At 70.0% G+C, this 25,766-nt stretch carries 24 protein-coding genes and 1 pseudogene; 17 read left to right on the top strand and 8 right to left on the bottom strand.

Annotated elements, in window-relative coordinates; genetic code table 11:
* Positions 1-36: 36 nt before the first annotated feature.
* Both ACFXI3_RS32765 and ACFXI3_RS32760 read left to right on the top strand, forming a co-directional pair.
* Complete coding sequence (locus ACFXI3_RS32765) at positions 37-546, top strand: PadR family transcriptional regulator (RefSeq protein WP_344276748.1); 510 nt, start codon at positions 37-39, stop codon at positions 544-546.
* Between the two features lie 16 nt (positions 547-562).
* Positions 563-1,753, top strand: a complete 1,191-nt coding sequence (locus ACFXI3_RS32760) for a cytochrome P450 (RefSeq protein ID WP_378404797.1) — start codon at positions 563-565, stop codon at positions 1,751-1,753.
* Positions 1,754-1,811: 58 nt separating this feature from the next.
* Here the strand turns inward: ACFXI3_RS32760 and ACFXI3_RS32755 are convergent, their stop codons facing one another.
* From ACFXI3_RS32755 to ACFXI3_RS32745, 3 genes are all read right to left on the bottom strand, one after another.
* Positions 1,812-4,214: a glycoside hydrolase family 2 protein gene (locus tag ACFXI3_RS32755; protein WP_378404795.1), complete on the bottom strand. Its 2,403-nt coding sequence runs from the start codon at positions 4,212-4,214 to the stop codon at positions 1,812-1,814.
* 108 nt (positions 4,215-4,322) lie between these two features.
* Positions 4,323-5,168, bottom strand: a complete 846-nt coding sequence (locus tag ACFXI3_RS32750; protein WP_378404793.1) for an LLM class flavin-dependent oxidoreductase — start codon at positions 5,166-5,168, stop codon at positions 4,323-4,325.
* A gap of 132 nt (positions 5,169-5,300) precedes the next feature.
* The gene (locus ACFXI3_RS32745; protein ID WP_344276736.1) at positions 5,301-6,203 is read right to left on the bottom strand and encodes an NAD-dependent protein deacetylase; all 903 of its coding nucleotides are present in this window, start codon (positions 6,201-6,203) and stop codon (positions 5,301-5,303) included.
* 73 nt (positions 6,204-6,276) lie between these two features.
* Here ACFXI3_RS32745 and ACFXI3_RS32740 point away from each other — a divergent pair, with 73 nt between their 5' ends.
* Positions 6,277-6,465 (top strand): hypothetical protein, encoded by a 189-nt coding sequence (locus ACFXI3_RS32740; protein ID WP_344276733.1) that lies wholly within the window; start codon positions 6,277-6,279, stop codon positions 6,463-6,465.
* A 137-nt stretch (positions 6,466-6,602) separates the two neighbouring features.
* Here the strand turns inward: ACFXI3_RS32740 and ACFXI3_RS32735 are convergent, their stop codons facing one another.
* Positions 6,603-7,361, bottom strand: a complete 759-nt coding sequence (locus tag ACFXI3_RS32735; RefSeq protein ID WP_378404791.1) for a hypothetical protein — start codon at positions 7,359-7,361, stop codon at positions 6,603-6,605.
* A 322-nt stretch (positions 7,362-7,683) separates the two neighbouring features.
* Between ACFXI3_RS32735 and ACFXI3_RS32730 the strand changes: the two genes are divergently transcribed.
* The 10 genes and pseudogenes from ACFXI3_RS32730 to ACFXI3_RS32685 all read left to right on the top strand — a co-directional run.
* Positions 7,684-8,193, top strand: a complete 510-nt coding sequence (locus ACFXI3_RS32730; RefSeq protein ID WP_378404789.1) for a methylated-DNA--[protein]-cysteine S-methyltransferase — start codon at positions 7,684-7,686, stop codon at positions 8,191-8,193.
* 49 nt (positions 8,194-8,242) lie between these two features.
* Positions 8,243-8,734: an RNA polymerase sigma factor gene (locus ACFXI3_RS32725; protein ID WP_378404787.1), complete on the top strand. Its 492-nt coding sequence runs from the start codon at positions 8,243-8,245 to the stop codon at positions 8,732-8,734.
* Positions 8,731-9,345, top strand: coding sequence for a methylated-DNA--[protein]-cysteine S-methyltransferase (locus ACFXI3_RS32720; protein ID WP_344276721.1), 615 nt, complete (start codon positions 8,731-8,733; stop codon positions 9,343-9,345). Before ACFXI3_RS32725 ends, ACFXI3_RS32720 begins: the two co-directional genes overlap by 4 nt.
* The gene (locus ACFXI3_RS32715) at positions 9,342-10,061 is read left to right on the top strand and encodes a 2OG-Fe(II) oxygenase (protein WP_344276719.1); all 720 of its coding nucleotides are present in this window, start codon (positions 9,342-9,344) and stop codon (positions 10,059-10,061) included. The genes ACFXI3_RS32720 and ACFXI3_RS32715 overlap by 4 nt, the downstream gene beginning before the upstream one ends.
* Entirely contained in the window at positions 10,058-10,348 is a 291-nt protein-coding gene (locus tag ACFXI3_RS32710) for a metal-binding protein (protein ID WP_344276716.1), read from the top strand. Before ACFXI3_RS32715 ends, ACFXI3_RS32710 begins: the two co-directional genes overlap by 4 nt.
* Positions 10,336-10,854: a hypothetical protein gene (locus ACFXI3_RS32705; RefSeq protein ID WP_378404784.1), complete on the top strand. Its 519-nt coding sequence runs from the start codon at positions 10,336-10,338 to the stop codon at positions 10,852-10,854. The genes ACFXI3_RS32710 and ACFXI3_RS32705 overlap by 13 nt, the downstream gene beginning before the upstream one ends.
* Complete coding sequence (locus ACFXI3_RS32700; RefSeq protein ID WP_378404782.1) at positions 10,851-11,516, top strand: alpha-ketoglutarate-dependent dioxygenase AlkB family protein; 666 nt, start codon at positions 10,851-10,853, stop codon at positions 11,514-11,516. The genes ACFXI3_RS32705 and ACFXI3_RS32700 overlap by 4 nt, the downstream gene beginning before the upstream one ends.
* Before the next feature lie 4 nt (positions 11,517-11,520).
* Positions 11,521-12,123, top strand: coding sequence for a DNA-3-methyladenine glycosylase I (locus tag ACFXI3_RS32695; protein WP_378404780.1), 603 nt, complete (start codon positions 11,521-11,523; stop codon positions 12,121-12,123).
* A 534-nt stretch (positions 12,124-12,657) separates the two neighbouring features.
* Positions 12,658-13,362, top strand: coding sequence for a haloacid dehalogenase type II (locus ACFXI3_RS32690; protein ID WP_378404778.1), 705 nt, complete (start codon positions 12,658-12,660; stop codon positions 13,360-13,362).
* 193 nt (positions 13,363-13,555) lie between these two features.
* Positions 13,556-14,022 (top strand): annotated as a pseudogene (locus ACFXI3_RS32685) (MATE family efflux transporter); the annotation flags it as partial.
* A 92-nt stretch (positions 14,023-14,114) separates the two neighbouring features.
* Here ACFXI3_RS32685 and ACFXI3_RS32680 read toward each other — a convergent pair.
* Both ACFXI3_RS32680 and ACFXI3_RS32675 read right to left on the bottom strand, forming a co-directional pair.
* The gene (locus ACFXI3_RS32680; protein ID WP_378404776.1) at positions 14,115-16,292 is read right to left on the bottom strand and encodes a trehalase family glycosidase; all 2,178 of its coding nucleotides are present in this window, start codon (positions 16,290-16,292) and stop codon (positions 14,115-14,117) included.
* Positions 16,293-16,502: 210 nt separating this feature from the next.
* Positions 16,503-17,807, bottom strand: a complete 1,305-nt coding sequence (locus ACFXI3_RS32675; protein ID WP_378404774.1) for a lanthionine synthetase LanC family protein — start codon at positions 17,805-17,807, stop codon at positions 16,503-16,505.
* A 73-nt stretch (positions 17,808-17,880) separates the two neighbouring features.
* Here ACFXI3_RS32675 and ACFXI3_RS32670 point away from each other — a divergent pair, with 73 nt between their 5' ends.
* Positions 17,881-18,183 (top strand): ribosomal protein L7/L12, encoded by a 303-nt coding sequence (locus tag ACFXI3_RS32670; protein ID WP_378404772.1) that lies wholly within the window; start codon positions 17,881-17,883, stop codon positions 18,181-18,183.
* A gap of 10 nt (positions 18,184-18,193) precedes the next feature.
* Here the strand turns inward: ACFXI3_RS32670 and ACFXI3_RS32665 are convergent, their stop codons facing one another.
* Positions 18,194-19,564, bottom strand: a complete 1,371-nt coding sequence (locus ACFXI3_RS32665; protein ID WP_378404771.1) for a hypothetical protein — start codon at positions 19,562-19,564, stop codon at positions 18,194-18,196.
* Positions 19,565-19,638: 74 nt separating this feature from the next.
* Between ACFXI3_RS32665 and ACFXI3_RS32660 the strand changes: the two genes are divergently transcribed.
* From ACFXI3_RS32660 to ACFXI3_RS32650, 3 genes are all read left to right on the top strand, one after another.
* The gene (locus ACFXI3_RS32660; RefSeq protein WP_378404769.1) at positions 19,639-20,397 is read left to right on the top strand and encodes a nucleotidyltransferase domain-containing protein; all 759 of its coding nucleotides are present in this window, start codon (positions 19,639-19,641) and stop codon (positions 20,395-20,397) included.
* A gap of 156 nt (positions 20,398-20,553) precedes the next feature.
* The gene (locus ACFXI3_RS32655) at positions 20,554-21,795 is read left to right on the top strand and encodes a carboxylate--amine ligase (RefSeq protein ID WP_344276685.1); all 1,242 of its coding nucleotides are present in this window, start codon (positions 20,554-20,556) and stop codon (positions 21,793-21,795) included.
* Between the two features lie 37 nt (positions 21,796-21,832).
* The gene (locus ACFXI3_RS32650) at positions 21,833-23,857 is read left to right on the top strand and encodes a hypothetical protein (protein WP_344276682.1); all 2,025 of its coding nucleotides are present in this window, start codon (positions 21,833-21,835) and stop codon (positions 23,855-23,857) included.
* A gap of 7 nt (positions 23,858-23,864) precedes the next feature.
* On the opposite strand, the gene ACFXI3_RS32645 is transcribed toward ACFXI3_RS32650, so the two are convergent.
* Positions 23,865-25,679, bottom strand: coding sequence for a glycoside hydrolase family 15 protein (locus ACFXI3_RS32645; RefSeq protein ID WP_378404766.1), 1,815 nt, complete (start codon positions 25,677-25,679; stop codon positions 23,865-23,867).
* Positions 25,680-25,766 lie beyond the last annotated feature (87 nt).

The raw sequence follows: 25,766 nt of genomic DNA, 5'->3' as shown, positions 1-25,766 counted from the left end.
TTCGGACGTTGCCGGGTAACGGGACCCTAGGTTACGGTGACCTATGTGTGGATCGACGTGCTCCTGCTCGCGAAGCTCGCCGAGCGGCCGTGGCACGGGTACGAGCTGCGCAAGCAGGTCGAGGAATCCAGCGGTCGCGCGCTGTCGAACAACTCGCTCTACCCGGCGCTGCGACGGTTCGCCGAAGCGGGCGCGGTGACCCGGACCGCCGAGCCGCAGGAGGGGCGGCCGCCGCGGCACGTTTACACGATCACCGACGTCGGGCGGGAGCTGCTGCACGATCTGCTCGCCGACCTGCCGCCGGAGCTGGCGGGCGATCCGGCCGAGTTTCTGGCGCGGCTGGCGGGATTCGGCAGGCTCGCCCCGGAGGAACGGCTGCGGGTGCTGGACGCCAGGGAGACCGCTGTCGCGGCGCAGCGGGACCGGATCGCGAAGCTCGGCGCGGGGCAGACCGACCCGTGGAGCAGGCTCGTGCTGGCCGAGGTCCAGCGCCGCGCGGAGAACGAACAGGACTGGCTCGCGTCGTTGCGCACGCGGGCGGGCTGACCGAGGAGGATCCCGAATGTCGACCCCAACCAAGCTGCCTTTCGCCAGGCCGAACGTCCTGGACATCGCGCCGCTGTACGAAGTCCTGCGCCGCGAAGGCCCGATCGTCCCGGTGACGACTCCGGCGGGCGACCCGGCCTGGCTCGTCACCGCCTACGAGCAGGCGCGGGAAGTGTTCGCGGACAACCGGTTCGGCCGTTCGCACCCGCATCCCGAGGACGCCTCGGCCGTCTCCGACGCCGCGGTGCTGAACGGGCCGCAGGGCGATTTCGAGACCGAGCAAGAGGAACACGCCCGGCTGCGCCGCCTGCTGGTCCCGGCGTTCTCGGCGAACCGGATGCGCCGGCTCGGCAGCCGGATCCAGGAACTCGCGGACCGGTGCCTCGACGGGATGGAGGCCGCGGGCTCGCCGGCGAATCTGCACGAGCATTTGTCGTTTCCCTTGCCCGTGCTGGTGATCTGCGAACTCCTCGGCGTCCCGTACGAGGACCGCGAGAAGTTCCGCGACCTCTCCGACCGCATCGGCGTGCTCGACAGCGGCGGCGACGCCGAGGTGGCGATGACCGAGTTCACCGCCTACATGTCCGGCCTCGCCGACACGAAACGCGCGAACCCGGGCCAGGACGTGGTGTCGGACCTGGTCGCCGCGCAGGCCGACGACCCGACGTTCACCGACGACGACCTCGGCAGGCTCGCCGCGGGACTGCTCTTCGCCGGCCACGAGACCACGTCGAACCGGATCGACCTCGGCGTGCTGTTCCTGCTCACCGACCTCGCCCGCCGCGACGCGCTGGCCGCCGACCCCGAAGCGCGCGTGCACGCCACCGTCGAGGAAATCCTGCGGATGTCCGCGCCTGGCGGGCTCGGCTTGCTTCGGTACGCGCACGAGGATGTGGAAATCGGCGGCGTCCGCATCCCGCGCGGCGACGCGGTGATGATCTCGACCGCTTCAGCCAACCGTGACCCGTCGGTGTTCGCGGACGCGCACGAGTTCGACGCGGACCGCAAACCCAACTCCCACATCGCGTTCGGCTACGGCGGTTACTTCTGCATCGGGGCGAGCCTTGCGCGCACGGAGTTGCGCGTGGTGTTCACGACGTTGTTCCGCCGCTTCCCGAATCTGCGGCTCGCGGTGCCCGCCGACGAGCTGGAGGTGCGGGCGAACCGGCTGACGGGCGGGGTTTCGCAGGTGCCGGTGGTGTGGTGAGGGTCGTGCGTGGCTAACCAGCCGGTCCTGACCAGCCGGTGAGAACCGGCACGAACACTCACAAGGACTCGATCGTGGCAGTTCCGGTGTTGACGAACGGATGCGTGGCACTCACGGTGATCGTCCCGGGAGTGCCGCGCATCGACCGCACCCACACCGCCGCCGCGCCGCCGACGGCGCCGAAATCCAGGTAAGGGTCGCCGATCAGCACGCCGGGGCCCTTCACTGCGACGGCCAGCACCCCGCGGGCATGCGGACGCGGTGCGCCGTAACGGTCGAGCGAGCGCAGCGCGACCCGGGTGGTGTCCGCGCCGTCGGCGATGATCTGGTCGTCGTCGGCGGTCACCGCGATGGTGTCGTACGCCGGGTCCGCGCTGAATCGCCTGCGCAGCACGGTTTGCCCGCCGATCCGGCCTTCGATGGTCAACTCGGGGCGCGTCCGGCCGTTCACCCGCAGATCCACTGAGAACGGCGGGTACGCCAGGTGCGGGAACCGTGCGCGATCCGGCCGCACGGTGATCGGGCGCTTGCCCGCGACGGTGACCACCAGCACCTCGCAGTTAGACCAGATGATCGCGTCGCGGCCCGGTCCGCCCGGCGGCGAACCGGGGCCGAAATCCCAGTAGAAGGCCGGTTCGATCACCGCGCCGCGGGACGGATCCCGCTGGGCGCGGTAGAAAGCCGCGCCCAGTTTGGGGATGCGGAAGAAATCCATCACGCCGGGGTATTTCACGCCGCGATAGTGGTGATACCAGCCGGACGGATAGTCGAAACCGCACCAGCCGAGCAGGCCGCTGTACCGCGGATCGGACGCGGCGTGGTCGTGCACCCAGGCGTGCAGCATGCTCTGTTCCCGTTGCACCGCGAGGGAATCCGTCCGGCGGAAGTACGCTGAGCCGACGAGCGTGCCGATCGCTTCGCTGACCAGATAAGGAACTCCGCGTCGCGGCGGGCGCAGCGGGGGAGGAGAACCAGCCGGCCGCGGGCGGCTGTAGTCGTTGAAGGAGAACACCCCGCCGGCCGCTTTCACCGGGTACAGCGGCGAAACGTAGCCGCGTTCGCCCGCGACGGCACCGGTGCACGGCCGCATCGGGTCGAGTTCCGCGGCGAGCTGATCGGTCCTTCCGTACAGGGCGTATTGGCCGAGTGTCTCGTTCACCCGGGTGCCCCACACGATGATCGACGGATGGTTGCGGTCGCGGACGATCATGTCGTGCACGTCGCGCACCGCCAGCTCCTGCCACGCCGTGTCGCCGACGTGATCCCAGCCCGGCAGTTCCTCCCACACCAGCAGGCCGAGTTCGTCGCAGGCGTCGAGAAACGCCGTGGCCTGCGGATAATGCGAGCAGCGGACCATCGTGCAGTTCAGCTCTTCCTTCAGCAGCTGAGCGTCACGGCGCTGCACCCGATCCGGCATCGCGCCGCCGACGAACGGGTACCACTGGTGCCGGTTGAGCCCGAACAGCTTGAGCGGCTTCCCGTTCAGCCGGAAACCGTCCACAGTGAACTGGGCGTCGCGCAGCCCGGTGCGCACCGGGTACGTGTGCACTTTCCGGCCGTCGACGGCGAGCGTGACGAGGATGTCGCACAATACCGGGTCGTCGAGATCCCACAGCTGCACCGCGTCGAGGCCTTGCAGCGACACTGTGACCTCGGTGTTTCCCTTAGGGAGTCCGGTGAGATCGGTATAGGACGATGCCACCTCGGCACCGTGCTGGCTGAGCTCGGCGGTGAGCCGGACCGGGCCTTTGACCGCCTTCGCCGAATCCACCGTGCAGTGCAGCAGCACCTCGCGATTCGGCGTCAGCACGGCGATCTGCTGCGCGTACACATCGGACAGATAGGTCTGCGGCACGCCCGTGAGCTGGACGTCGCGGTACAGCCCGGCCGGCTGGTAGAAGTCGATGGCGGTCGGGTTCGGGAATTCCGGCAGATCCGGCGGCGTGTTCTGCTGCCAGCGCCCGTCGACGACCACCGCGAGCACGTTGTCCTTGTCGGTCAGCAGGCCAGTCACCTCGCAGCTCAGCGGCAGGTAACCGCCGCTGCGCATGGCGACGCGGCGGCCGTTGAGATACACCGTCGCGGCGCTGAGCACCCCGTCGAACCGCAGGAAAGCCCGGTTCCGGCGCAGCTGCGCGGGCGCGAGGAAATGCTGCCGGTACACCCAGACGCGCTGCCAGTCCGACGGCTCCCAGTCCTGCCAGGACAGCGGAACGACGCAGTGCGGCACCGAAACCAGCGCCATCTCGCCGTCGTCGAAGTCCGGATCGGTGCTGCCGGGCACGAACGGGCCGAAAAGCCAGTCCGCGCCGAACCCGTCCCGCGCCACCGGGGGCGCGGGACGGGAAAGCGCGGCGGCGAGCGCGCCCGAACCGGCGATCGCCGCGCCGGCCCCCAGCAGGAAACTTCGCCGGGGGTGCGCGGCGAACCAGGGGGCCCGCCCGGAAGGCTCGCCCGTCATCCCCGTCGGCGGGCAGTTCCGGGGCGGGGCGCGGACGGGCCGCCGGGAAGCGTCGCTGCCTGCATGGCGCGAGCTTACTTCCGCTCTTGTTCAGCAGAGGTCAGCTGCTCAGGCGAGGTCGGCGAGCCGGTCGACCTGGTCGGGATCGCCGCCGTAGCAGTACAGCATCACTTCGTCCGCGCCGAGATCGCGGTACGCGCGGATCGCGGCCCGGATGTCGTCGGCTGCGGTGAGCATGCCGCTCACCATCTGCTCCGCCATTCCGGTGAATTCGTAGTACGCGTACATCGCCTTTTTGGCTTCGTCCACGAGGGAATCCGGGCCGAGCGCGACGTTCACCTGCGCGACAAGGCGCGGCTCGCCCTTGCGGCCGAGCTCCTGCCAGTCGCGGCGCACAGTGTCGAACAACCCGCCCGCCCACGACGGCGGAGCGGCGGCGAGCAGGCCGTCGCCCCAGCGGGCGACGCGGGCCAGCGCCTTGGGTTTGAACGCGCCGATCAGGATTTCCGGACCGCCTTCGCGGGCGGGAGCCGGGCCGATCGGACCGGCTTCGGCGCTGTGCGGTTCGCCGGACCACAGCCGGGACAGGTCGGCGAGCTGCTGGTCGAAGCGGCGGCCGCGCTCGCGCAGCGGGGTGCCGGCGACGTGGTGGTCGTCCCCGCGGCCGCCGACGCCGAGGCCGAGCACGAACCGGCCGCCGCTCATCAGGTCGAGCGTGGCGGCCTGCTTGGCGAGCAGCGCCGTCTCGCGCAGCGGGGCGAGCAGGACCTCGGTCTGCAGCCGGACGCGGGTGGTCGCGCCGGCCAGCACGGCGAGCGCGGTGAGCGGTTCGGGATTGTGGTAGACGAGCCGGTCGAGCAGCCCGAGCGTGCTGAACGGGCCGGCGTCCGCGCGCCGCGCCCACTTGAGCAGGGCGGCGGGGTCGCTGATGGGCAGGCCAATGCCGATGGACATCGGGGAACCTCCGGGTAAACGGGTCGACAACAACAAAGGTTGCCGCCCGCTCCTGCGCCCGGGGTGTCTTCAGGCTGGCCGGTCCGTTCTGCGGCGTACTTCCGAGGACCGGCCCATCGGAGTGCTCGAAGCTTATCCAGCCGCCGTCGCGCCGGGCAACGAGATTTCCAGCATGGCCAGCAGCTCGGCGAGCGCGGGGCCGAGCGGCAGGTCGGCGCGCACCGCCGCGTGCTCGTCGCCGCGGGTCTGGCCGCGGTTGACGATCACGACGGGTTTGCCGGATTTCGCGGCCCGCCGGACGAATCGCAAGCCGGACATGACCGTGAGCGAAGAACCCAGCACCAGCACCGCGGCCGCCTCGTCGACCATCCGGTAGCACCGTTCCACGCGGGCGCGCGGCACGTTCTCGCCGAAGAACACCACGTCCGGTTTCAGCACACCGGAACAGCTCGCGCAGGGGACAGTGCGGAAGGTCTGGACGACGTCCTCGGCCAGTTCGACGTCGCCGTCCGGGTTGATCCGCGTTGCCACGGCGCCGAAATCCGGGTTGGCCGCGCGCAGCCGGTCGTCGAGCTCCTCGCGCGCGGAGGTGCGGCGGCAGTCGAGGCAGACGACGCGGTCGAGGTTGCCGTGCAGTTCGACCACGCCCGGGGTGCCGGCGGCGCGGTGCAGCCCGTCGACGTTCTGCGTGATGACGCCGGAGAGCCAGCCGCCCGCCCGCAGCGCGGAAACGGCGTGGTGCCCGACGTTCGGCGCGGCCCGCGCGATGGTGCGCCAGCCGAGGTGGCTGCGCGCCCAGTACCGCTGGCGGCCCGCCTCGCTGGCGACGAAATCGCCGTACGTCATGGGCGTGTGCCGGCGAAGGCTGCCGCTTTCGCCGCGGTAGTCAGGAATGCCGGATTCGGTGGAGAGGCCCGCGCCGCTCAGCACGAGCACCCGCCGCCCGGAGACGACCTCGGCCACGTCGGCGACCGTGCCCGTGCGCGGCAGCGGTTCTCCAGGTCCGGCCCAGGTCAGCGTCGGTCGCGTGCGCACGCCGCCAGTCTAATCTCCACCCGGCCGGGGAAAGGGCGATTGGTTTTCCGCGCGCTTGGGTACCAAAGGCACCATGTGGTTCGCGCTGGCTACGCCCGTGGTCGTGATGGTCGCCGCCGTGCTGATGGAATCCGTGGAGCGATATTGCGTGCGGACTCCCAGCGGGACGGTCCGGCGGCCGGTCGAACGGGCGGCGCTGCGGGAAGCGTCGATGCCGGTCGTAGCCGTCGGGGCGGCTCGGCTCAGGCAGCGGACCGCCTGAGCGCCCGCAGGCCGGAGGGGCCGGTGTTCTTGGGAGGAACACCGACCCTCCAGCCGGTGGGCGAGGCCCTCGCTCTCCCCGTCGGGGTGGGAGAGCGAGGGCCGCTTTACGTTTCGCGGGGCAACTGACCGCGCCGGTCAAGGGCGCTCGATGCGCCCCAGTTTCGCCTGGCCGAGGATCGGGTAGCCAGGCAACCCGATCAGGACAACGCCTTTCTTCGGCCGGCCGGCTACCCACAGGACCCCGGTCGTGCGGGCTGCGGCGACGAAGGGCGCTCCGGCGATCGACACCATGCGGGATCCTTCCGGCGTGGCGGCCCGGCAGGCGAGTTTCCGTCGGTCGCCGCCGTTTCTCATCGAGCCGGAGACGATCCGCAATGGGGTCCATTGGGTTGCCCGAAGCGCCCGCGGTGCGTGGATCAGCCAGTGGTGCAGGGATGCCGCTGACGTCCAGATGAGGGCGGCGGCCAGATAAAGCCCGAGAAACGTGGCGAGCCCGAGGAGTTCGTCGGATTGCCGGTAGGTGTGCAGCAGCAGCGGCGCGTAGGTGGCGCCCAGCCAGGCCGCCAGCGCGAGCCTCGTGACGGCGGCCGCGATTCTCCGGGGCTGGTAGAGCCGGACGATGAGGCGCAGCTGCGCGTTGTCGGTCGGACGCGGCACCGGAGGGGACACCGGATGCGCCGAGCCGGGCAGATCGTTGGCGCGCAGAACGGCCGTTGCCACTGAACCTGGCACCACGACCCCTGCACGGCCCGAAGGTTCGGGGCCAACCACCCAGACGTAACCCCGGCTGTTGATCAAGCCGTTGGCCGCTGGCGGGCCGACCCGGAACCACTGGTCGTCCGCCAGCCTCAGGTACAGCGCGCGCTTCGTGGCTCGGAGCATGTCGTCGTCCACGAGCACCTTGCGGAAGGGCAGACGGAAGGTGCTCCGGGCGAGCAACCAGAGCCTGGCAGCCGCGAAGGCAGGCGAACAGGACCACGGCACGTTTGCGCCGCGTATTCCGGTCCCCGCGCAGGTCCGGCGCGAACCATCGATCCTAGCTCGGCGGCTGACCCTGCTCCAGCTCGACGGCGACGACGCGGTCCGCCCCCGGCGGTGGTTCCTGTTCCGCTGTGCTCGCTCTGCTTAAGCGCCGCACAACCCTCGCCGGATGCCCGCGGATCTCACGTTTTGCACGCGCCGGTCGTCTGCTGGGCAGCAGAGAGAGGAAACGCAGATGAGCATTCGGCACATCGTCGTCGAGACCAGGCTGGGGCCGGTCGCGCTGATCGCCCAGGACGAGGCCGTCACCGGTTTGTACTTCGAGCGGCATGTCCGCCGGCCGGCTCGCGCGGCGTTCGGCCGGGAGACGGCGGTTTCCGCGGATCCGCTGCTCGGCGAGGCGGCCCGGCAGCTGCACGAGTACCTGGCGGGGGAACGCCGCGAGTTCGCTCTCCCGTTCGCCGCGGAAGGCGACGACTTCCAGCACTCCGTGTGGAACCTCGTGAAGACGATTCAGTGCGGCGAAACGTCGACCTACGGCCGGATCGCCGAGCAGCTGGGCGACCGGAGTCTCGCGTGGCAGGTCGGGCAGGCTCTCGGCGCGAACCCGTTGTGCGTTTTCGTGCCGTGCCATCGCGTCGTCGGTTCGACCGGCGCGCTCACCGGATACGCCGGCGGGCTGTCGCGCAAGCGGGCGTTGCTGGAGCACGAGCAGGCCCTGCTCACTGTGGGACGCTCGTCGTGACCGGCGATCTCACCCCAGCGACCGTGACCACGTCTTCGGCGGGATGGACATGCAGCAGCCTTTTGAACGCATAGTCGCGCGGCACGGCGCGACCGTGCTGCGCGTCTGCCGGGTCGTGCTCGGCCCGCACGACGCGGAAGACGCGTGGTCGGAGACGTTCCTGTCCGCGATGCGCGCCTATCCCGACTTGCCGGAGACGGCGAACGTCGAGGCGTGGCTGGTGACGATCGCGCACCGCAAAGCGATCGACGTGGCGCGCGCGACGAAGCGGAATCCGCTGCCGGTGGAGAAAATCCCCGAGGAACCGGCGCCACCGGGACTGTCCAATGCGGAGGACGGCGACCTGTGGGCCGCGGTGCGCGATCTGCCCGCGAAGCAGCGGCAGGCCGTCGCCTATCGCTACGTCGCCGGGCTGCGGTACGCCGAGATCGCGGAGATCCTCGGCGGTTCTGTCGACGCGGCGCGCAGAGCCGTCGCCGACGGGCTCAAGAACCTCAGAAAGAACCATCCGGGCGCGATCACGAAGGGAGCATCGTCATGAACGGCAACCGGAACGACGACGACCTGGTCGCGCTGGCGTCGACGCCCGTCGCGGCCGGTCTCCTGGACCGGCTCCACCGGCAACTGGAGCAGCAGGCCGAAGCGGCCGGTCTGGTCGACATCGCCTACACCACCGTCGACTCGCCGGTCGGCAAGCTGCTGCTCGCCGCGACCCCGGAGGGACTGGTCCGGGTCGCCTACGCCAGCGAGGACCACGACCAGGTGCTGGAAGCCCTCGGCCAGAAGCTGAGCCCGCGGATCCTGCGCGCGCCGAAGCGGCTGGACGAGGCCGCGCGCGAGATCGACGAGTACTTCGCCCGGAGCCGCCGGACGTTCGACCTACCGCTGGATCTGTCGCTGTCGCGCGGATTCCGGCGGCTCGTGCAGACGCATCTGCCGGAGATCGGCTACGGCGAGACCCGCAGCTACCGGGACATGGCCGAACTCGTCGGCAGCCCGAAGGCCGTTCGCGCGGTCGGCACGGCGTGCGCGACGAACCCGCTGCCGATCGTCGTCCCGTGCCATCGCGTGCTGCGTTCCGACGGCACGTACGGCGGATACATCGGCGGGACCGCGGCCAAGACCGCTCTGCTGAATCTGGAGGCCGCATGAGCACCCGGGACCGCTGGCGCGAGCGCGTCGAGTCGGGGGACTGGGCCGCGATCACCGCTGAAGTCAACGAGTACGGCGGTGCGCTGCTTCCGCAGTTGCTGTCCCCGGAGGAAACCGAGGAGATCAGGGGCCTGTACGGGCGGGACGAGCTGTTCCGCAGCACCGTCGACATGGGACGGCATCGCTTCGGCCGCGGCGAGTACCGGTACTTCCACGCGCCGTACCCGGAGCCGGTCGAGCGGCTCAAACAGGCGCTGTACCCGCGTCTTCTGCCGATCGCCCGTGACTGGTGGGCGAAGCTCGGCCGTCCCGCGCCCTGGCCGGACACGCTCGACGAGTGGCTCCGGATGTGCCACGACGCGGGCCAGCCGAAGTCGACCGCGATCCTGTTGCGCTACGCCGAGAAGGACTGGAATGCGCTGCACCGCGACCTGTACGGCGATCTGGTGTTCCCGCTGCAGGTCGTGATCAACCTCAACGAGCCGGGTGTGGACCACACCGGCGGCGAATTCCTGTTGCTGGAACAGCGTCCCCGCGCCCAGTCCCGGGGAACGGCCACCCTGCTGCCGCACGGGCACGGCTACCTGTTCACCACCCGCGACCGGCCGGTCGAATCCGCCAGGGGCTGGTCGGCCGCGCCGGTCCGGCACGGCGTGTCCGCCATCCGGTCGGGCGAACGGCACACCCTGGCCCTCGTCTTTCACGACGCGGCATGAACGAGGCGAAGAAGACCTACACCCTGCTCGGACCGGACGGCACGCCGTTCCGGTCCGCGGCCGAGGGGCGGTGGGGCGGCCACCGGGTTTCGAAGATCTACGGGCGGCTCGACTGCGCGTCCGCGCTGCGCGCGATCGCCGGCGGCGGCTATGTCCGGCACCGGGTCTTCTTCGCCGACGAGGCCACCGCCGTCGCGGCCGGCTACCGCCCCTGCGGATGCTGCTGCCAGGACCGGTACCGGAAATGGAAGACCTCCCTGGAGAACGGCGAACCATGGACACCCTGACCAGCCCGCTGCTGACCAGCCCCGCCAGGCACGACTCGGACCTGATCGCCGCCGAAGCCGAGATCGAGGCGATCGTCCGGCTCGCCCGCGGCCGCGGCGCCAGGGACGTCGCGATCGGCTCCGGCCGCACTGTTCGTGCAGTCGCCGCCGCACGTTCGATCGAATCCGCCTGGGACCGGGCAGGCGGCCGGACTCTCGCCACGATCACCTGGCCCGAGACCGGCGCGTCCTGGCTGCGCCCCGCGTCCCGATTCGCCGCGGCGGACCCCGATCTGTGGATCATGACCGGACCGGCGACCGGCTGGGCGCAAATGACCCGGCGGCTCCTGTGGTCCACGCGCTGGAGCCCGGACCGCACCCTGGCGACCGCCGGGATCGGCGATCCGCGCACCCTCGCCCTCGTCGGCCTCGCCAACCTGGACGGCCTCGCCGGAGTCACGGCGGCGGGCGCTTCGTGGCGGGTGACGCACGGATCGTGCTCCCGTGCCGCGGAGGACACTCGATGAGCACGCTTTTCCCGCCGATGTCCGGCGAACGCGACCGGCGGATTGTGGCCCCGGGGGCCGTCCACGTCCCGAATTGGCTGACCCTGGAACAACAATCCTGGCTCGCCGACCAGTTCCGCGAGTGGACGCGCGGTCCGGTCCCCCTCCGCGCCGCGAAGGTCCGCGGACACGAAATGTCGGTGCGCACAGTGTGCCTGGGCTGGCACTGGCAGCCGTACAAGTACACGCGCGACGCCACCGACGTGAACGGCGCCCAGGTTCTGCCGTTCCCGGACTGGATGACCCGCCTGGGCCGGCGCGCGCTGCGTGCGACCGGCCACGCTGACGCTGATTCTTACGCCCCAGACACCGCGCTGGTGAACTACTACGACGAGGCCGCCCGGCTGGGAATGCACCAGGACAAGGACGAGATCTCCCGCGCTCCGGTCGTCTCGCTGTCGATCGGGGACAGCTGCACTTTCCGGTTCGGCAACACCGAAAACCGCGGCAAGCCCTACACCGACGTCTGCCTGGCCTCCGGCGACCTGTTCGTGTTCGGCGGCGCCGCCCGGCTCGCCTATCACGGCGTCACTCGGGTACACCCGGGCACAGTCCCCGAAGGCTGCGGCGTTGACAGCGGCCGCATCAACATCACCATGCGCACCACCGGTCTCGAAGGATGAACGCATGACCCCGGACCCGAACGTCGTCGTCGGGGACGACGGACTCGCCCGCCCCGCGTGGGCCGCGGCCGACCCGCTGCTGCGCGACTACTACGACACCGAATGGGGCATGCCCGTCACCGACGAGCACGGCGTCTACGAGCGCATCAGCCTGGAAGGCTTCCAGGCGGGCCTGTCCTGGGCGACGATTCTCCGCAAACGCCCCGCTTTCCGCGCCGCGTTCGCCGACTTCGTCCCGGACACGGTCGCCGCGTTCGGCGACGCCGACGTCGAACTGCTGATGGCCGATGCCGGGATCGTCCGCAACCGGAAGAAAATCGAGGCGACCATCGCCAACGCCCGTGCCACTGTCGCGCTGCGAGAGGAAATGGGCCTCGCCAAACTGGTGTGGTCGTTCCGGCCGGAGGACACGCCCCGCCCCGTCCGGTTCGACGAGATCCCCACGAAGTCCGCCGAATCCGTTGCCCTGTCGAAAGAACTGCGGCGGCGCGGGTTCGCTTTCGTCGGGCCGACCACGATGTACGCGCTCATGGAGGCGATCGGCATCGTCGACACCCATCTGCTCGGCTCGCACCGGCGGGGCAGTTCGGGCATCTGGGCTGCCTGACTGCCCTGAGCTGGCATTCCCTGGCACCGCTATGTGCGGCTCCTTGCCGGGCACCCGGGCAAGGTGCGTGCCGAGACGGCCTTTGCCTGCAACGAGGTTGCTGGCCCGGCTGACTGTCCGGCATCGTGGACACGGTCCGGCAGTCGCCCGACCTCGACGCTGACCCCGCGGTCTCGCAACCGATGCCGGTGCTGCGGCCACTGGTCGAGCGCCGAGCGAACAACCCCGGCGGGGCGGTGGCGGCCCTGATTCCCGGATCCGATCTCACGATTCGTTGCTGCGACACGTCTTCCTAGTGTCGGGAACCAGAAGCCCGGCACTGCTGATCTCTGCGGATCAGCACGTCCGCGGCCGTCAACGCGCCCGGCGGCCGCGGACGCCGCGACTTCGAAACAGCGTGGAGGAAGGAACGACGAGCTAAGGTGCGGATACATCTGTGCGGGAAGGGATTTCCGTGCTGGTCACTTGTTCCGGACGGGTGGGCTGACGACGCGGCGACGAGTTGCCGCATCGTCGGCCGGGTACCTTGGGCCTATGGGGAACCTAACGGGACTCGGTGATGTCGACGCGGTGTTCTTCGACGTTCAGGGCACGTTGACTGATTTCGCTGCTCCGGTATCGGAGGCGCTCACTCAGGAGCTGCCGCGATTGACGGCGAGCCAGCGGGCGGAGGTGCTGGTGCGGTGGCGGCAATTCTGGACTGCGAACACATCCGGCACTCCGGATCGCCGATGGCGGTCGTCACGAGCGGTGTATTCGGACGGTCTTGCCGGAATCGCTCGCGACCTGGGATTCAAGGTCGACCCCAGTGCGCACGAGCGGCTTGTGCATGCCTGGACGCAGCAGCGGCCTTGGCCGGACACGGCAGCGGGCCTGGACAAGCTTCGGGATCAGGGCGTTGTCGTGTCGGCATTCTCCAACGTCGACACCGCCGTGATCGTCGATCTCGCCCGCCGGCACGGCTGGCACTGGGATCTCGTCCTGACCGCGGAGCTGGTAGGGCGGTTCAAAGCACACCCAGACATGTACCGGACTGCGATCGCCTCGGTGGCGACCGAACCGGCCCGGTGTGCTCTGGTCGCATCGCATCCGTACGACCTCGCCGCGGCCGCGGAAGCAGGAATGCGCACCGTGTACATCCACCGTCCAGGCGAGTTCGGCGGCGCCCTCATCCCGGAACGCCCGGCTCCTGGAATGTTCGATCTCGTCATTGACGCGGTGAGTGCGCTGGTGCCATAGCATCGGAGCTTCACGTCGTCGGATTTGGGATGATGAAGTCTGGACGCTGGAACGGCGGCAGGACCTGATGCAGCGATTGATCTGAAAATGAGGGTCCAACGGATCGGCTTGGTGGGCTGCCGTGCGGCGATGCGCAGTCGCTGCCAGTCACGACAACGCCAATCTTGAACGAAATAATCTTCGTCTGCCTGGCGGGGTGGGGCTGACCGGATCGGCGGTGGCCAACGTCGCCGCGCAGGCCATTTCCGGTGGGCTGTTCCTCCGCTCGCTGGCCAAGGAAAACGCGTTCGCCCGGCCGCACCTGCCGACGCTTCGGGCCCAGCTCGTGCTGGGCCGGGACCTGATGGTCCGGACGCTGGCCTTTCAGGTGTGCCTGATCTCGGCCACCGCCCGCACGTCCACTGCCGCGGTCGGTGCGCACCAGATCGTCTGGCAGCTGTGGATGGTTCTCACCCTGGTGCAGGATTCCCTTGCCATAGCGGCGCAATCCCTGGTCGGGGCGGCGCTGGGGGCGGGAAGCCGGCGCGCGGCGTCGTCGCTGGCCGGGCAGATGCCCGCTACGGCTGCGTGCTCTGCCTGGCCTTCCTGGCCGCGGAGCCGGTACTGCCGCCGGTGTTCACCGACGATCCCAGCGTCCTGGCCGAGATTCCGCACGCTTGGCGGTGCGTTGCACAACGGAGCGGCGATCCGGGCCCCGACGACGAATACGAAGCATGGACGGTGTCAGGGCCCGACGGATTCCTGGCCGTGCGTCAGGTTCGCTGCGGGTGGTCGAGTGCCAGCAGCATCGCCGCGGACCAGCTGAAGCCTCGTGAGTTCATCGGCGCTCCGGTGGCGGGGTTGTAGTTCTCCATCAGCGGCCCGTTGCCCAGCATGCCGGCCGCGTTCGAGCGCAGTTGGCCGGCCAGTGCCGCTGAGTCGGCGCCGTATCCGTAGCGCTGCAAGCCTTCCAAGGCGAAGTACGCGTGGTCCAGCCACACCGCGCCGCGCCAGTAGCCGGTCGGCTGGTAGTACGGCGAACTCGCCGCGGTGGTCGGGAACGGCACGCGGGTGTCGAATTCGTTGGGGGACAGGAGGTTCTTCCGCGCGGCTGCCGCCTGGCCGGGAGTGGCGACTCCGGCCCACAGGGGGATGACGCCTTCGATTCCCTTGCCGCGTGCGGTCAGCCGCCGGCCGGTGCCCAGTTCCGTGTCGTAGAACCAGCCGGTGGCCGGGTCGAACATGGTGCGCTGGACGGCCGCCGCGACGCTGGCCGCCGAGGCGCGGTAGGCCTGGGCTGCCCGGCGGTCGCCGAGCCGGTCGGCGATCTGCGCCAAGGTCTTCTTGTCCATCACCAGGTAGGAGTTGAGATCCACTGACTCCTGGGCGAGGGACGAGCCGACGACCTGTCCGGTCGGCGAGGTGTTGTCCACGACGGTGGCGCCGAGTTTCGCGTCGAAGCGCGGTGCGTTGTCCATGCCGCTTTCCCACGCCGCCGCCAGGCGTTTGTCCTCGGCGGTCGCGTTGGCGGGGTCGACGGTGGCGCCGTACTCGGCGAGGCCGTTGTGGTCGTGGTCGCGGTTGCGGTACCACCAGGCGTGGTAGGCGGCCAGCTTCGGGTACATCTCGCGCAGGAACCCGAGATCTCCGTTGCGCTGGTAGACCGACCAGACGGCCCAGGAGGCGAGCGGCGGTTTGGAGTTGCGCTCGTTCCAGTTGCCGCCGCCGTGGGCCGGGTCGTTGTAGAAGACGGCGTCCGGGATCATTCCGGCGTCCTGCGGCCGTGTCGCCGACGCCGCGGTCACCTGGTAGTCGAACATGGAACGGATCTGGGATTCGGCCAGCGCCGGATCGAACACGGCGGTGCCGACCGCCTGTTTCCAGGTGTCCCATGCCCACAGGCCGTTGAACCACTTGTTGGAGATCGCGGGCGTGATGCCGTCGTGCTTCAACGCGCCCGCCGCGCTGCGCCAGTTGGTGATCAGCGTTTCGGCCGACTTCACCGCGAGCCGCCGCCGGTCCGGTGGCACCCCGCGCGTGGCGGCGGCGACGTAGCCGCGCCAGCGAGCGTCGTCCTCGGTTGCGGTGCGCCACGGCTGAGCCAATGCGCGCCTCGCCGCCGGTGTGTCGGCAGCGGCCTCGGCGGGAGTGAAGGTGTAGGACTCGGTCCAGTTCAGCGTTCGCCGGCCGTGCGGGCCGAGCACCAGGGGAGCGTCGTTCTTGGTGGTGTACGTGTCGCCGGTGACCGTGGTGGTCACCGGGTCGGCGTGAGCGACCTGGAACCGTTCGGTGCCGTCGGTCAGGTAGTCGTTCGTTTCGCGCACCTTGGCGAAGCCGACCGCGACGCCGTCCTTGGTCGCGGAAAGCCGGGGAGCGTCGTGCTCAGGTCCGGCGTCCGGCCGCAGCAGCGTGCCGCTCCAGCCTGCACTGATCGACCGTGACCGGTGTCCGGCGTTCTCCACAGTGGCCTGGACCAGTGCGGTGCGGTTGCTGGCGTAGCGCAGTTCCATGACGACGCGCAGACCGTCGACCTCGAAGCTCTGCCGCAGCGCGCCGGGCAGCGAGCTGAATGACGGGTCGCGAGCGTCCGCGAGGTTGATCGGGTGCCCGGCTTCGCTCAGGTTGAGCCGGCTGAACCCGGCGCTCAGCCACCACGGGTACTCCTGCGCGAGGTACAGCGGCCCGGTGAACGCGCCGTAGGACGCGGTGTCGCCGGCCTTGGGCAGCGCGTAGGCGTGCCAAGCGCCGCGGTCGGCGAACACGTTGATGTCGCTGACATCGCCGCCCGCCGAGCCGGGGAGAGCCGACGTGGGCACGCCTTGCAGATCGAGCACGTCCGCATACGAGGAGGCGGCCTCGTTCCCGGAGGACTCGGACGCGACCGCGGGCGGTGGGGGAAGGACAGCGGCACCGACGGTGATCGCGGCGAGAGCTGTGCGCCAACGGAACATGAACACCTTCCTCAGCGAGGGAACCGACCCGTCCGAAGCACCGCGGCGCCTCGGACGGCAGCGGGCTCGCCAGCGACGGCTTCGACGTCAACGGGGCACGATATCGCTTGGCTGCCAGCAGGCCCGGACCGGACGTGATCTTGGCCAGGGGAGCAGGGGCCGAGGCGGGTCCTCTTTTGATGCCTGTCGAGGTCAGAGACCTTCCTTGCGCTACACCGTCTCCGCGCCCCTCCCGTGACCTGCGAGACCGGTCATGGGAGAGGCGACGGGGTGGCCCGGCCACGGTGTGGCGTAGGCCGGATCGCGGCCGGCACTGACGCGGGCGAACCTCAGCAGTTCCCGGATGATCCCGGCGTTCCCCATCGCCCAGCCCGTGCGAGGTTCCAGGACGCTGGGCGTCGCCCGGGGTTCGTGGTTGGACCAGCGAACGCCCGCGGCATCGGAGGTCGCGCGAACGGCGAGGTCGTCGACCAGCGTGGCGCTGAAGCCGGAGCGCTCCCGCTGTTCGACGTGCCGATCGCACGCCAGCGCGAGCACTCCGGCGGTGCCGCAGCACGAACCGTTGTTGTCCCAGAACCCTGGGCGGATCCGGCGCGGCAGGCCGGACTGGGTGACGGTGTGCCAGCACCGATCGGCGAGAGCGGCCCATGCCGGGTCGCCGGTGACCGCGCCGAGCAGCCGAAAGGCCTGTGCGTCGCCGGCGGGGCCGTTGCACCAGCCGTAGCTGTAGCGCTCGATCAGGTCCGGCCGGTGTTGCGGGTCGGAGTGCGGAACCAGGAAACCGTTCGGCCCGGCTTCGTCGCGTGCCACCACGTCAGCGGCACCGGCCAGCGCCAGGTCGATCAGATCGCGGCGGCCGGCGGCGCTCCCGATCGTGGCCAATGCGACAACGATGCCGAGCGTTCCGTGGGCCATGTGGTGCGATCGCGGCGGGCTTGGCCGCACCGCCCAGTTCACGCCGCCGGGAGTCGGATCGGCTGAGCGGAGATAAGGTTCGACGGCGAGGACGGCCAGGTCGAGATCGCCGCAGGACAATGCGCCCAAGCCGATGCCGGCGTTGCCCGCTAGCAGTTCGACCATGTCGCCCCACCGCTGCCCGTCGAAGCGGGAACGCACATGGCGCAGCGCGGTCTGTGCGGCGGTCGTCGCGGAGGTGTCGTTCAGCAGAGTGCCGACGGCGTGGAGAGCGAACGCCATACCGGTCAAGCCGAAGTAGAGCGAGCACGCCTTCTCGTGATCGACCGCGGCCGCGATGGCGCGCGCGCCTCGCTGGGCGGCGTCGCCGTAGCGGTCGTCGCCGAAGTGGCGCTGGGCTTCCAGCAATGCGAGCACGATTCCCGACGCTCCGCTGTAGAGGAAGGGGTCCACGTCGTCGTCGGTCGCGGTGGTCCCCCAGACCAGGCCCGCGTCGGTGGTCCGCGCGGCGCTCAGCAACCAGTCCAGCGCACCTGCGGCAAGGCCTTCGGCGATCGCGCCGCGCGAGGTGTCGAGTGGCTCGCTGTGCCCAGGTCGCATCGTTGCACATTAGCCTCGACTCGGCCCGGTCCCGTTGATCTTCCCGGACAATACGGACAAGTACGCTGCGCGCGTGAACATCGAATTGCTGTGGCTGATCGTCGCGCTGCTGGTCCTCGGAATCGTGCTCAGCACGGGCTGGGGTTCGAGCACCAGATCGCTCGAGCGCCGGATGACCCGGCTGGAGCGCAAGCTCGATCTGGTGCTCGGCCACCTCGGTGTCCAGGAACCGGACGGCGCGCTCGCCGCGGAACTGGAGCCGTTGCTGCGTGAGGGAAAGACGATCGCCGCGATCAAACGCTATCGCGAAGTCACCGGCGCCGGCCTGAAGGAAGCCAAAGACGCCGTGGACCGGATGAGCGGCAGCGTCCGGTGACCTCCGCTCGCTACCGGGCGGCGTCCTTGGTGAGCTGCCGGTACCAGTCGTCGTACGGGTGGTTGGTCGCCGGGTAGTTGACCAGCGGATCGGTGGCGAGGCCTGCGTTGTCGAAATCCCAGCCGCGGACGACGTGCCCGCTCTTGCGTGCGGCGACCAGGAACGCGGATTCCTTCGCCGGAGCCCCGTAGAACAGCCCGTCCTGGAGTTCGGCCGGGTCGCCCTGCTGGTATTCGTCGAACGCGACCTGCTGGTACTGCACCCGGCCGCCGCTGACGAGATCCGTGGAGTAGCGCAGGGTTTGCGCCGGTGTGGAACCGTCGGCGCCGGTGGTGACAGAGATCCGTCCCGCGTTCGCCTTGTCGTAACGAGGATCGGACGTTTTCGCGTTGCCGGTCCAGGTCACTGTGTCGCCGGAAAGCGTGCCGCGCCACTGCCAGTTCTGGTTGCTCGACTGGCTGCGGTGGATTTCGCGGAGCCCGCCGCCGGTGAACGCGACCGTCGGCAGCACCCCGTTGTCGTACTGGTGGCTCGCCGACCAGCTGATTTCGCCGTCCGCGCCGAGCTGTCCGGTGTGGTACCAGAGCGTGGTGGCGCTCTGCGACTGGTGCACCTCGACGATCCGGCCGGAGTCGTCGAGCGCGACCGCGGGCGTCTGGCCGCTGTCGTAACGGCCGTGGCGCTGCCAGCTGACGCGTCCGTCGGCGCCAAGCTGCCCGGTCCAGTACCAGAGCGCGCCGCCGCCGGAATCGTGCACCTCGACGACCTGGCCGCGGCTGTTGACCGCGACCGCCGGGTGGTACCCGACATCCCGGCGATACGCGGCGCGCGTGCCGCCGTCGCCCGAGAGCAGCGGGAGCACCTTGCCGCGCAAGGAATCCGTGGTCGCGCCGGTGCGGTAGGCGGCGGGGGAGAGCAGTCGCGGCCCGAACGCGGCACTCAGCTCGGCGTTGACCGCGCCGAGGTTTCCGGCGGCGAACGACTCGTTGTCGGTGAGGTCGTCCTTCAGGTCGAGCATGACGACGATCGGCGCCGCGTCCGGGTGCGCCGCGGACCAGGTGTTCACCACGGCGAGCCAGTCGCGAAGGCTGTCGGACGCCGGGTTGCCCGCGTGGTCGACGAGGTCGCCGGGCGAGCTGTGGCCGATGCCGTAGTCGCGGCGGGTGGCGTAGCCGTTGTCGTGGACGTCGAATTCGATGAACCGGACGCCCTGGTCGAGCTGGTAGGAGATGGCTCCCTTCGCGCCGTCGACGTTGCCGGAGTAGCTGTTGTGCGTCGCGGCGAAGATCGTGTCGGAGAAGGGCTGCGCGGCGTTCGCGGGCGCGGCGCCGAGCGCGGTGACAGCCGCGGCGGCGACCGCGATGGTGCGTAAACGGTGCATTCGGACCCCCAGGCCAGATGGACAACCGGCGAAATACAGGCGATCTTGGCAGAGATTCATGGCATCTTCTCCTGATGCGGGAAAACGACGAGGAAACGTTCGCCGAGCACGTGGCGGAGCTGCTGTCCGGTTTGCCCGGAGTCGAGGCGGTGGCGCTGGGCGGCTCGCGGGCGCGCGGAACCCACCGCCCGGACAGCGACTGGGACTGCGCGGTGTACTACCGCGGCGCCTTCGACCCGGACGACCTGCGCGCGCTCGGCCTGCCCGGCGAGGTGTCCGGCCTCGGCGAATGGGGCGGCGGGGTGTTCAACGGCGGCGCGTGGCTGACTGTCCAGGGGCGGCCGGTGGACGTGCACTACCGCGACCTGGACGTGGTCGAGCACGAGCTCGCGGAGGCGGAGAAAGGCCGGGTCCGCTGGGAGCCGCTGGCGTTCCACCTGGCCGGGATCCCGAGCTACCTGGTGGTGGCGGAGCTGGCGCTGAACCGGGTGCTGCGCGGGGAGCTGCCGCGGCCGGAGTACCCGGAACTGTTGCGGGAGAACGCGCCCAAGTTCTGGCGTGCTTCGGCGGCGCGGACTTTGGAGTACGCCAAGACGGCGTACGTGCGGCACGGGCGGGTCACGGAAACCGCGGCTTCGGTTGGCGTGGCGGCGATGCAGGCCGGGCACGGGGTGCTGGCCGCGCGCGGGGAGTGGGTGACGAACGAGAAAACCTTGCTGGAACGGGCGGGGTTGCGCGGGCTCGACGACGTGGTGACCGGGATGGGACACGACCTGGAGGGGGCGTTCGCGACGGCGTGCGCGTTGCTCGAGCGGGCAAGCGGGGCCGCGTAGCCCGGGAAAGCCTTGCGGCACAACCGTTCCCGCGTGCTGGTCCTTGCTGGGCGGGACGGCTCCGTTTCATTCCGCCGGTTACGGGTATATGACTTCAGCACGGCTGTGGCCGCCACGCCGTGGCGAGTCCGCGCGTGCTGAACGGAGGAACGCTTTATGCAGGAGTCCGAGCCGATCGCGAAGGATCCGGACAAGGGATACGTAGCGCTGCTCGGCTGGTCGCTCAACGCGGTCGAGGCGCTCGACCGGTTCGACCGGCGCTACGTCGTGGTCGCCCCGGACTGGGCAGAGAAGTACTGCGTCGAGCACGACATCCCGTACCTGCTGTGGAACTTCGAGCGGCTCAACGACCGTTCGATGGAGATCGCCGAAATCCTGCACGAGGAAGGCGTCGACGTCGCCATCCCGCTGTTCGAGGAGACCGTCGAATGGGCGGGGGCGATCAACTCGGTGCTGATGGACAACCCGCGCCTGTTCGGCCAGGCCATGCTGCTGCGGGACAAGGCGCTGATGAAGCGGCGCGCGCAGCTCGGCGGCATCCGGGTCGGGATCTTCGAGGAGGCGCACGCCCGCGACGACGTGGTCCGGTTCCTCAAGCGGGTCAACCAGACGCTGCTCAAGCTCGACGGCGACCCGAACGACCCGATCCACCTCAAGGCGTTCGACAAGGCGGGCTGCCTCGGCCACCGCGTCATCCGCACCCCGGACGAGATCGACTCGATCCCGGACGAGGAGTTCCCGGTCCTGATGGAGTCGCACCTGGACGGCTGGGAGTTCGCCGTCGAGGCGTGGATCCACGGCGGCAAGGTCAAGTTCCTGAACATCTCGGAGTACGTCACGCTCGGGTACTCGGTGTTCGTGCCGGCGACCCCGGAGCTGGAGCGGTACCGGCCGCAGATCACCGAGCAGATCGAGAAGCTCGTCAAGACCTTCGACATCGAGTTCGGCTTCGTGCACCCGGAGTACTTCGTCACCAGCGACGGCGAGATGTACTTCGGCGAGGTCGCCTACCGGCCGCCGGGGTTCAAGGTCTTCGAGCTGCTCGAACGGGCCTACGGCTTCAACGCCTACCAGGCGCTGGTCCTGTCCTTCGACCCGAAGACGACCGAGGAGGAGATCGACGCCTTCTTCCCGAGGGAGGTCGTCGACGCGACCGGCGTCGCGGGCTGCTTCGGCGTGTACCCGCGCCGCCGCGTGGTCAGCGAGTTGCGGATCCCGCAACAGACCGAGGACGACGACTACTACGAGTCGCACGACCTGACCGCGCCGCTGGAAGAGACGGTGACGAAGAGGACCGCGTTCGGCACGCACTGGGGTCTGCTGTACTTCTTCGGGGAAGATGCCTACCGGATGCGCGACCTGCTGAAGGAACAGGAAGAACTGGACTTCTACGTCTGACCCACGACGTGTCCGCCACCCCGACCGAAGGACGCACTTGGAGCCGAACGCCGACGTCACCGGCACGAATGCGACGCTGGCCAAACGCGTGGCGTCGCTGGACGACGCTGTAGCGGCGATGGCCGCGACCCGCGACTTCGGCAAGCACACGAAGCTGCGGCGGGTGCTGGAGGCGCTGCGGCGCGTGCTGCTCCAGCCGGACGGCGCGGCGGCGGTCCGGGCGCGGGCGCGGGCGCTGGAGGAGGCCGGGGTCTTCCAGGACACCGACTGGGACACCCCGGAGATCCTCATCCCCGCGCTGGTCGGCCCGGGCCTGCACAGCGGGAACACCGACACCGTGGTGATCGAGGCGACCAGCGAACTGCGGATGCTGGCGGTCGCGTGCGGCGACTACGAGCATCCGACGCTGTCGGCCGAGGACGCCCGCGTGTTCCTGTCGCAGGTGCTCGGGGCGAATCTGGAGCTGCTGTTCACCCCGCCCAGCGAGGCCGAGCGGACGAGGCAGGGCCGGACCGCGCAGCTGATCCGGGACCTGCTGCGGTACCTGGCCGACCAGATCGGCTACGACAGCATCCTGGACAAGGTGGTCGAGGAGATCTGGCGGATCCTGCGCCAGCGCCCGATCCAGGTCGACCAGGTCCGGTCGCTGATCACCCGGATCTCGATCTACCGCGGCGACCCGGACGTCGACCTCGGCGGGTCCTCGGTGCAGGGGCTCGACCGGCTCATCACCAGCCTGTTCGGGACCACCGAGGCCTGCCGCGAGGACCCGGGCGTCGACGTGTTCCGGTCCCGGCTCGAGGCGATGGACGCGGCGAGCCTGCAGTACGAGGCGGCCGGGTTCGCCCGGGCCATGCACGACACCGGCCTGGTGTCGCCGTATCACGCCGAACTGCTGCGGTACCTGGCGCACGAGAGCGACTACCTGCTCGGCGAGGCGCTCGGGTTGTCCGACGTGGGCCGGAACTGCCTGCTGCGCTATCACGACCTGGCCCACCGGCTGATCGAGGAGGCCGTGCACCCGCAGACCGCGCAGTGCGTCTACGGGCTCGCGCTGCTGCTCGACCGCGGCATTCTGTACGAGCCGCCGGTGGTGCCCGCGTTGTGGCGGCAGCTGGCGCTGGAGCTGTCGCCCGCCGCGCGGGAACGGCTGACGCTCGTGTTCGGCGACCAGCCGGGACCCGAGGCGCGGCTGCTCGCGGGCGTGCTCTCGATGCTGGGCCAGCCGCTCGGGGTCGGGCAGGGCGACAACCCGACCTGCCAGTCGGCGCGCGCGTTGTCGATGTGGGCCTACAACGACCCGGACTACCTGCTGCAGGTCGTGGTGTGGGCGGCGCGCGACGACGAGGTCGTCATGCACTTCGAGGGACAGCCGGTCTCGTCGAAGGAAAGCGGAGCCGGGCTGTCCGCCGAGTTGCCCGCCGACCTGGATCCGGTGTCGTCGCTGGTCGTGCCGCATCTCGACCGGATCTACGCGGAGATGGGCCGCCGCTGCGCCGACCGCCCCGGCGACCCGCACCGCTGGGTCAACCCCGAGTTCCACGGCTGGTGGGCGTCGCGGGGATTCCGGATCAACGTCGACGTCGCGACCGGCAAACTGGTCGACCCGGACGATTTCCTGCGGCAGTTCCACGCGAGCTACCACCCGGCCTACAACGGCGACCAGCCGCTGATCCACCCGCAGCCGGCCGGCATCGCGGTCACCGACAGCGCGGCCCGCTACGTCGGCTGGCACGCGATCACGATCCTGCGCACGGCCCCGGACCCCGAGGACGTCATGCGGGTGTACTTCTACAACCCGAACAACGACAGCGGCCAGGACTGGGGCGACGGCGTCGTGGTCTCGACCGCGGGCAACGGCGAGCGGTTCGGCGAGGCTTCGCTGCCGTTCGACCAGTTCGCGTCCCGGTTGTACATCTTCCATGTCGACCCGCGGGAGCACGGGGAGCCGGAGAAGGTGCCCGCCGAGGACGTCGAGCGGATTCTCGGTTACGTCGAGCGGAGCTGGGGAGCGGATCGGCTGCCTGCGGGGACTTTGCAGGCGGCTCGGCCGCGGACCTGAGGCGCGGTCAGCCGAGTGCGGTGTCGAGGGTGACTGCGGCGTCGATGAGTGCCAGGTGGGTGAAGGCTTGGGGGAAGTTGCCGAGTTGCTCGCCGGTGGGGGCGATTTCTTCGGCGTAGAGGCCGACGTGGTTGGCGTAGGTCAGCATTTTCTCGAACGCTGTGCGGGCTTCCTCCAGCCGTCCGGCGCGGGTCAGCGCGTCGACGTAATCGAAGCTGCACAACGAAAACGTGCCTTCCCCGCCGGCGAGCCCGTCCGGGGAAGTGACCGGGTCGTAGCGGTAGACCAGGCTGTCGGTGACCAGATCGGCCTTGATCGCGTCGAGCGTCGAGAGCCACAGCGGGTCCTTGGCCGGGAGGAAACCGGTGCGGGGCATGCGAAGCAGGGCCGCGTCCAGTTCGTCGCCGGTGTCGTGCTGGACGAAGGCGTTGCGCGTGCGGTGCCAGCTTCGGCTGAGGATCTGACTGTGGATGCTGTCGCGCTGCCAGGTCCAGTCCTCGACCGGGGCGGGGCGGCCGTGCGTGTCCGCCAGCCGGATGGCGCGGTCGAAGGCGACCCAGCTCATCAGGCGGCCGTAGGTGAAGCGTTTCCGGCCGCCGCGGGTTTCCCAGATGCCTTCCTCGGGCTGGTCCCAGTGGTCGCCGAGCCAGTCGAGCGCGGCGCGGAGTGCGGTCCAGCCCTGGTGCGGCAGTTCGAATCCCGCGCGGTCGGCGGCGTAGACGCTGTCGAGGGCTTCGCCGTAGATGTCGAGTTGCAACTGCCCGGACGCGGCGTTGCCGATCCGGACCGGGCTCGACCCGCGGTGCCCGGACCAGTGCGCGAGGCGTTCCTCCCGCAGGTCCGACGTGCCGTCCACCCGGTACAGGACGGCGAGCGGTCCGCTGGCCCCGCCGTCGCCTTCCCGGATGCGGTCGCCGAGCCAGTTCCCGAACCGGGCCGCCTCCTCGGCGAATCCGAGCGCCAGCAACGCCGAGACCGAGAACGACGCGTCGCGGACCCAGGTGTAGCGGTAGTCCCAGTTGCGTTCGCCGCCGATCTGCTCGGGCAGCCCGAGCGTGGGCGCGGCGACCAGCCCGCCGGTCGGGGCGTAGGTGAGCAGTTTGAGCGTGATCGCCGAACGGGCCACGATTTCCCGCCAGCGGCCGCGATAGGAGGAGCGGGCGAGCCAGCCGCGCCACCAGTCCACTGTGGACTCGAAAAGCGCGGTGAACTCGGCGACGCCGATCTCTCGCGGCGGCGCGTCGGCTCCGGTCTCGAGCACGACCCCGCGGACCTGGCCCGCGTCGAGAGCCACCCGCAGATGCACATCCTCGCCTTCGACGCGCGCGTCGGCGAGCTGCTCGTCGCCCGGCTCGCGAACCGCGTGCAGCACCAATGACATCCCGGGCGCGGTGAACACGGCTCCGTTCTTGACGAGCATCGCCCGGTGCGGACGGCGGCCGTAGTCGAAGCGGGGCGCGACCAGCAGGTCGAAGGTCATCCGGCCGCGGACGCAGCGCACGAGCCGGGCGATCCGGTGCCGCTTGACGGGCGCGTCGCCGCAAGGCGGCATGAAGTCGACGACCTCGCCGATGCCGTCCGGGCCGGAGAACCGGGTGATCAGCACCGCGGTGTCCGGGTGGTACATCTGCGAGCTCGCGCAGGCGCCCGCCGGGCGGATGCGGAACCGGCCGCCGCGTTCGTCGTCGAGCAGGGCGCCGAAGACCGACGCCGAATCGAACCGCGGCGCGCAGAACCAGTCGATCGACCCGTCGGTGGTCACCAGCGCGGCGGTCTGCAGGTCGCCGATCAGCGCGTGCTCGGCGATCGTGGTCTCGGTCATGGCTTTCTCCTTCGGGGCAACGGTTTCCTCGTCCGCACGGTCGCCGGAGCGGGCCGGGGCCGCCTCATCCGCGCGGGGTGAGGTGGC

This window comes from Amycolatopsis sp. NPDC059235 (genome assembly GCF_042754125.1).
Taxonomy (GTDB): domain Bacteria; phylum Actinomycetota; class Actinomycetes; order Mycobacteriales; family Pseudonocardiaceae; genus Amycolatopsis; species Amycolatopsis albidoflava.
This window is presented reverse-complemented; position numbering and strand designations above follow the sequence as displayed.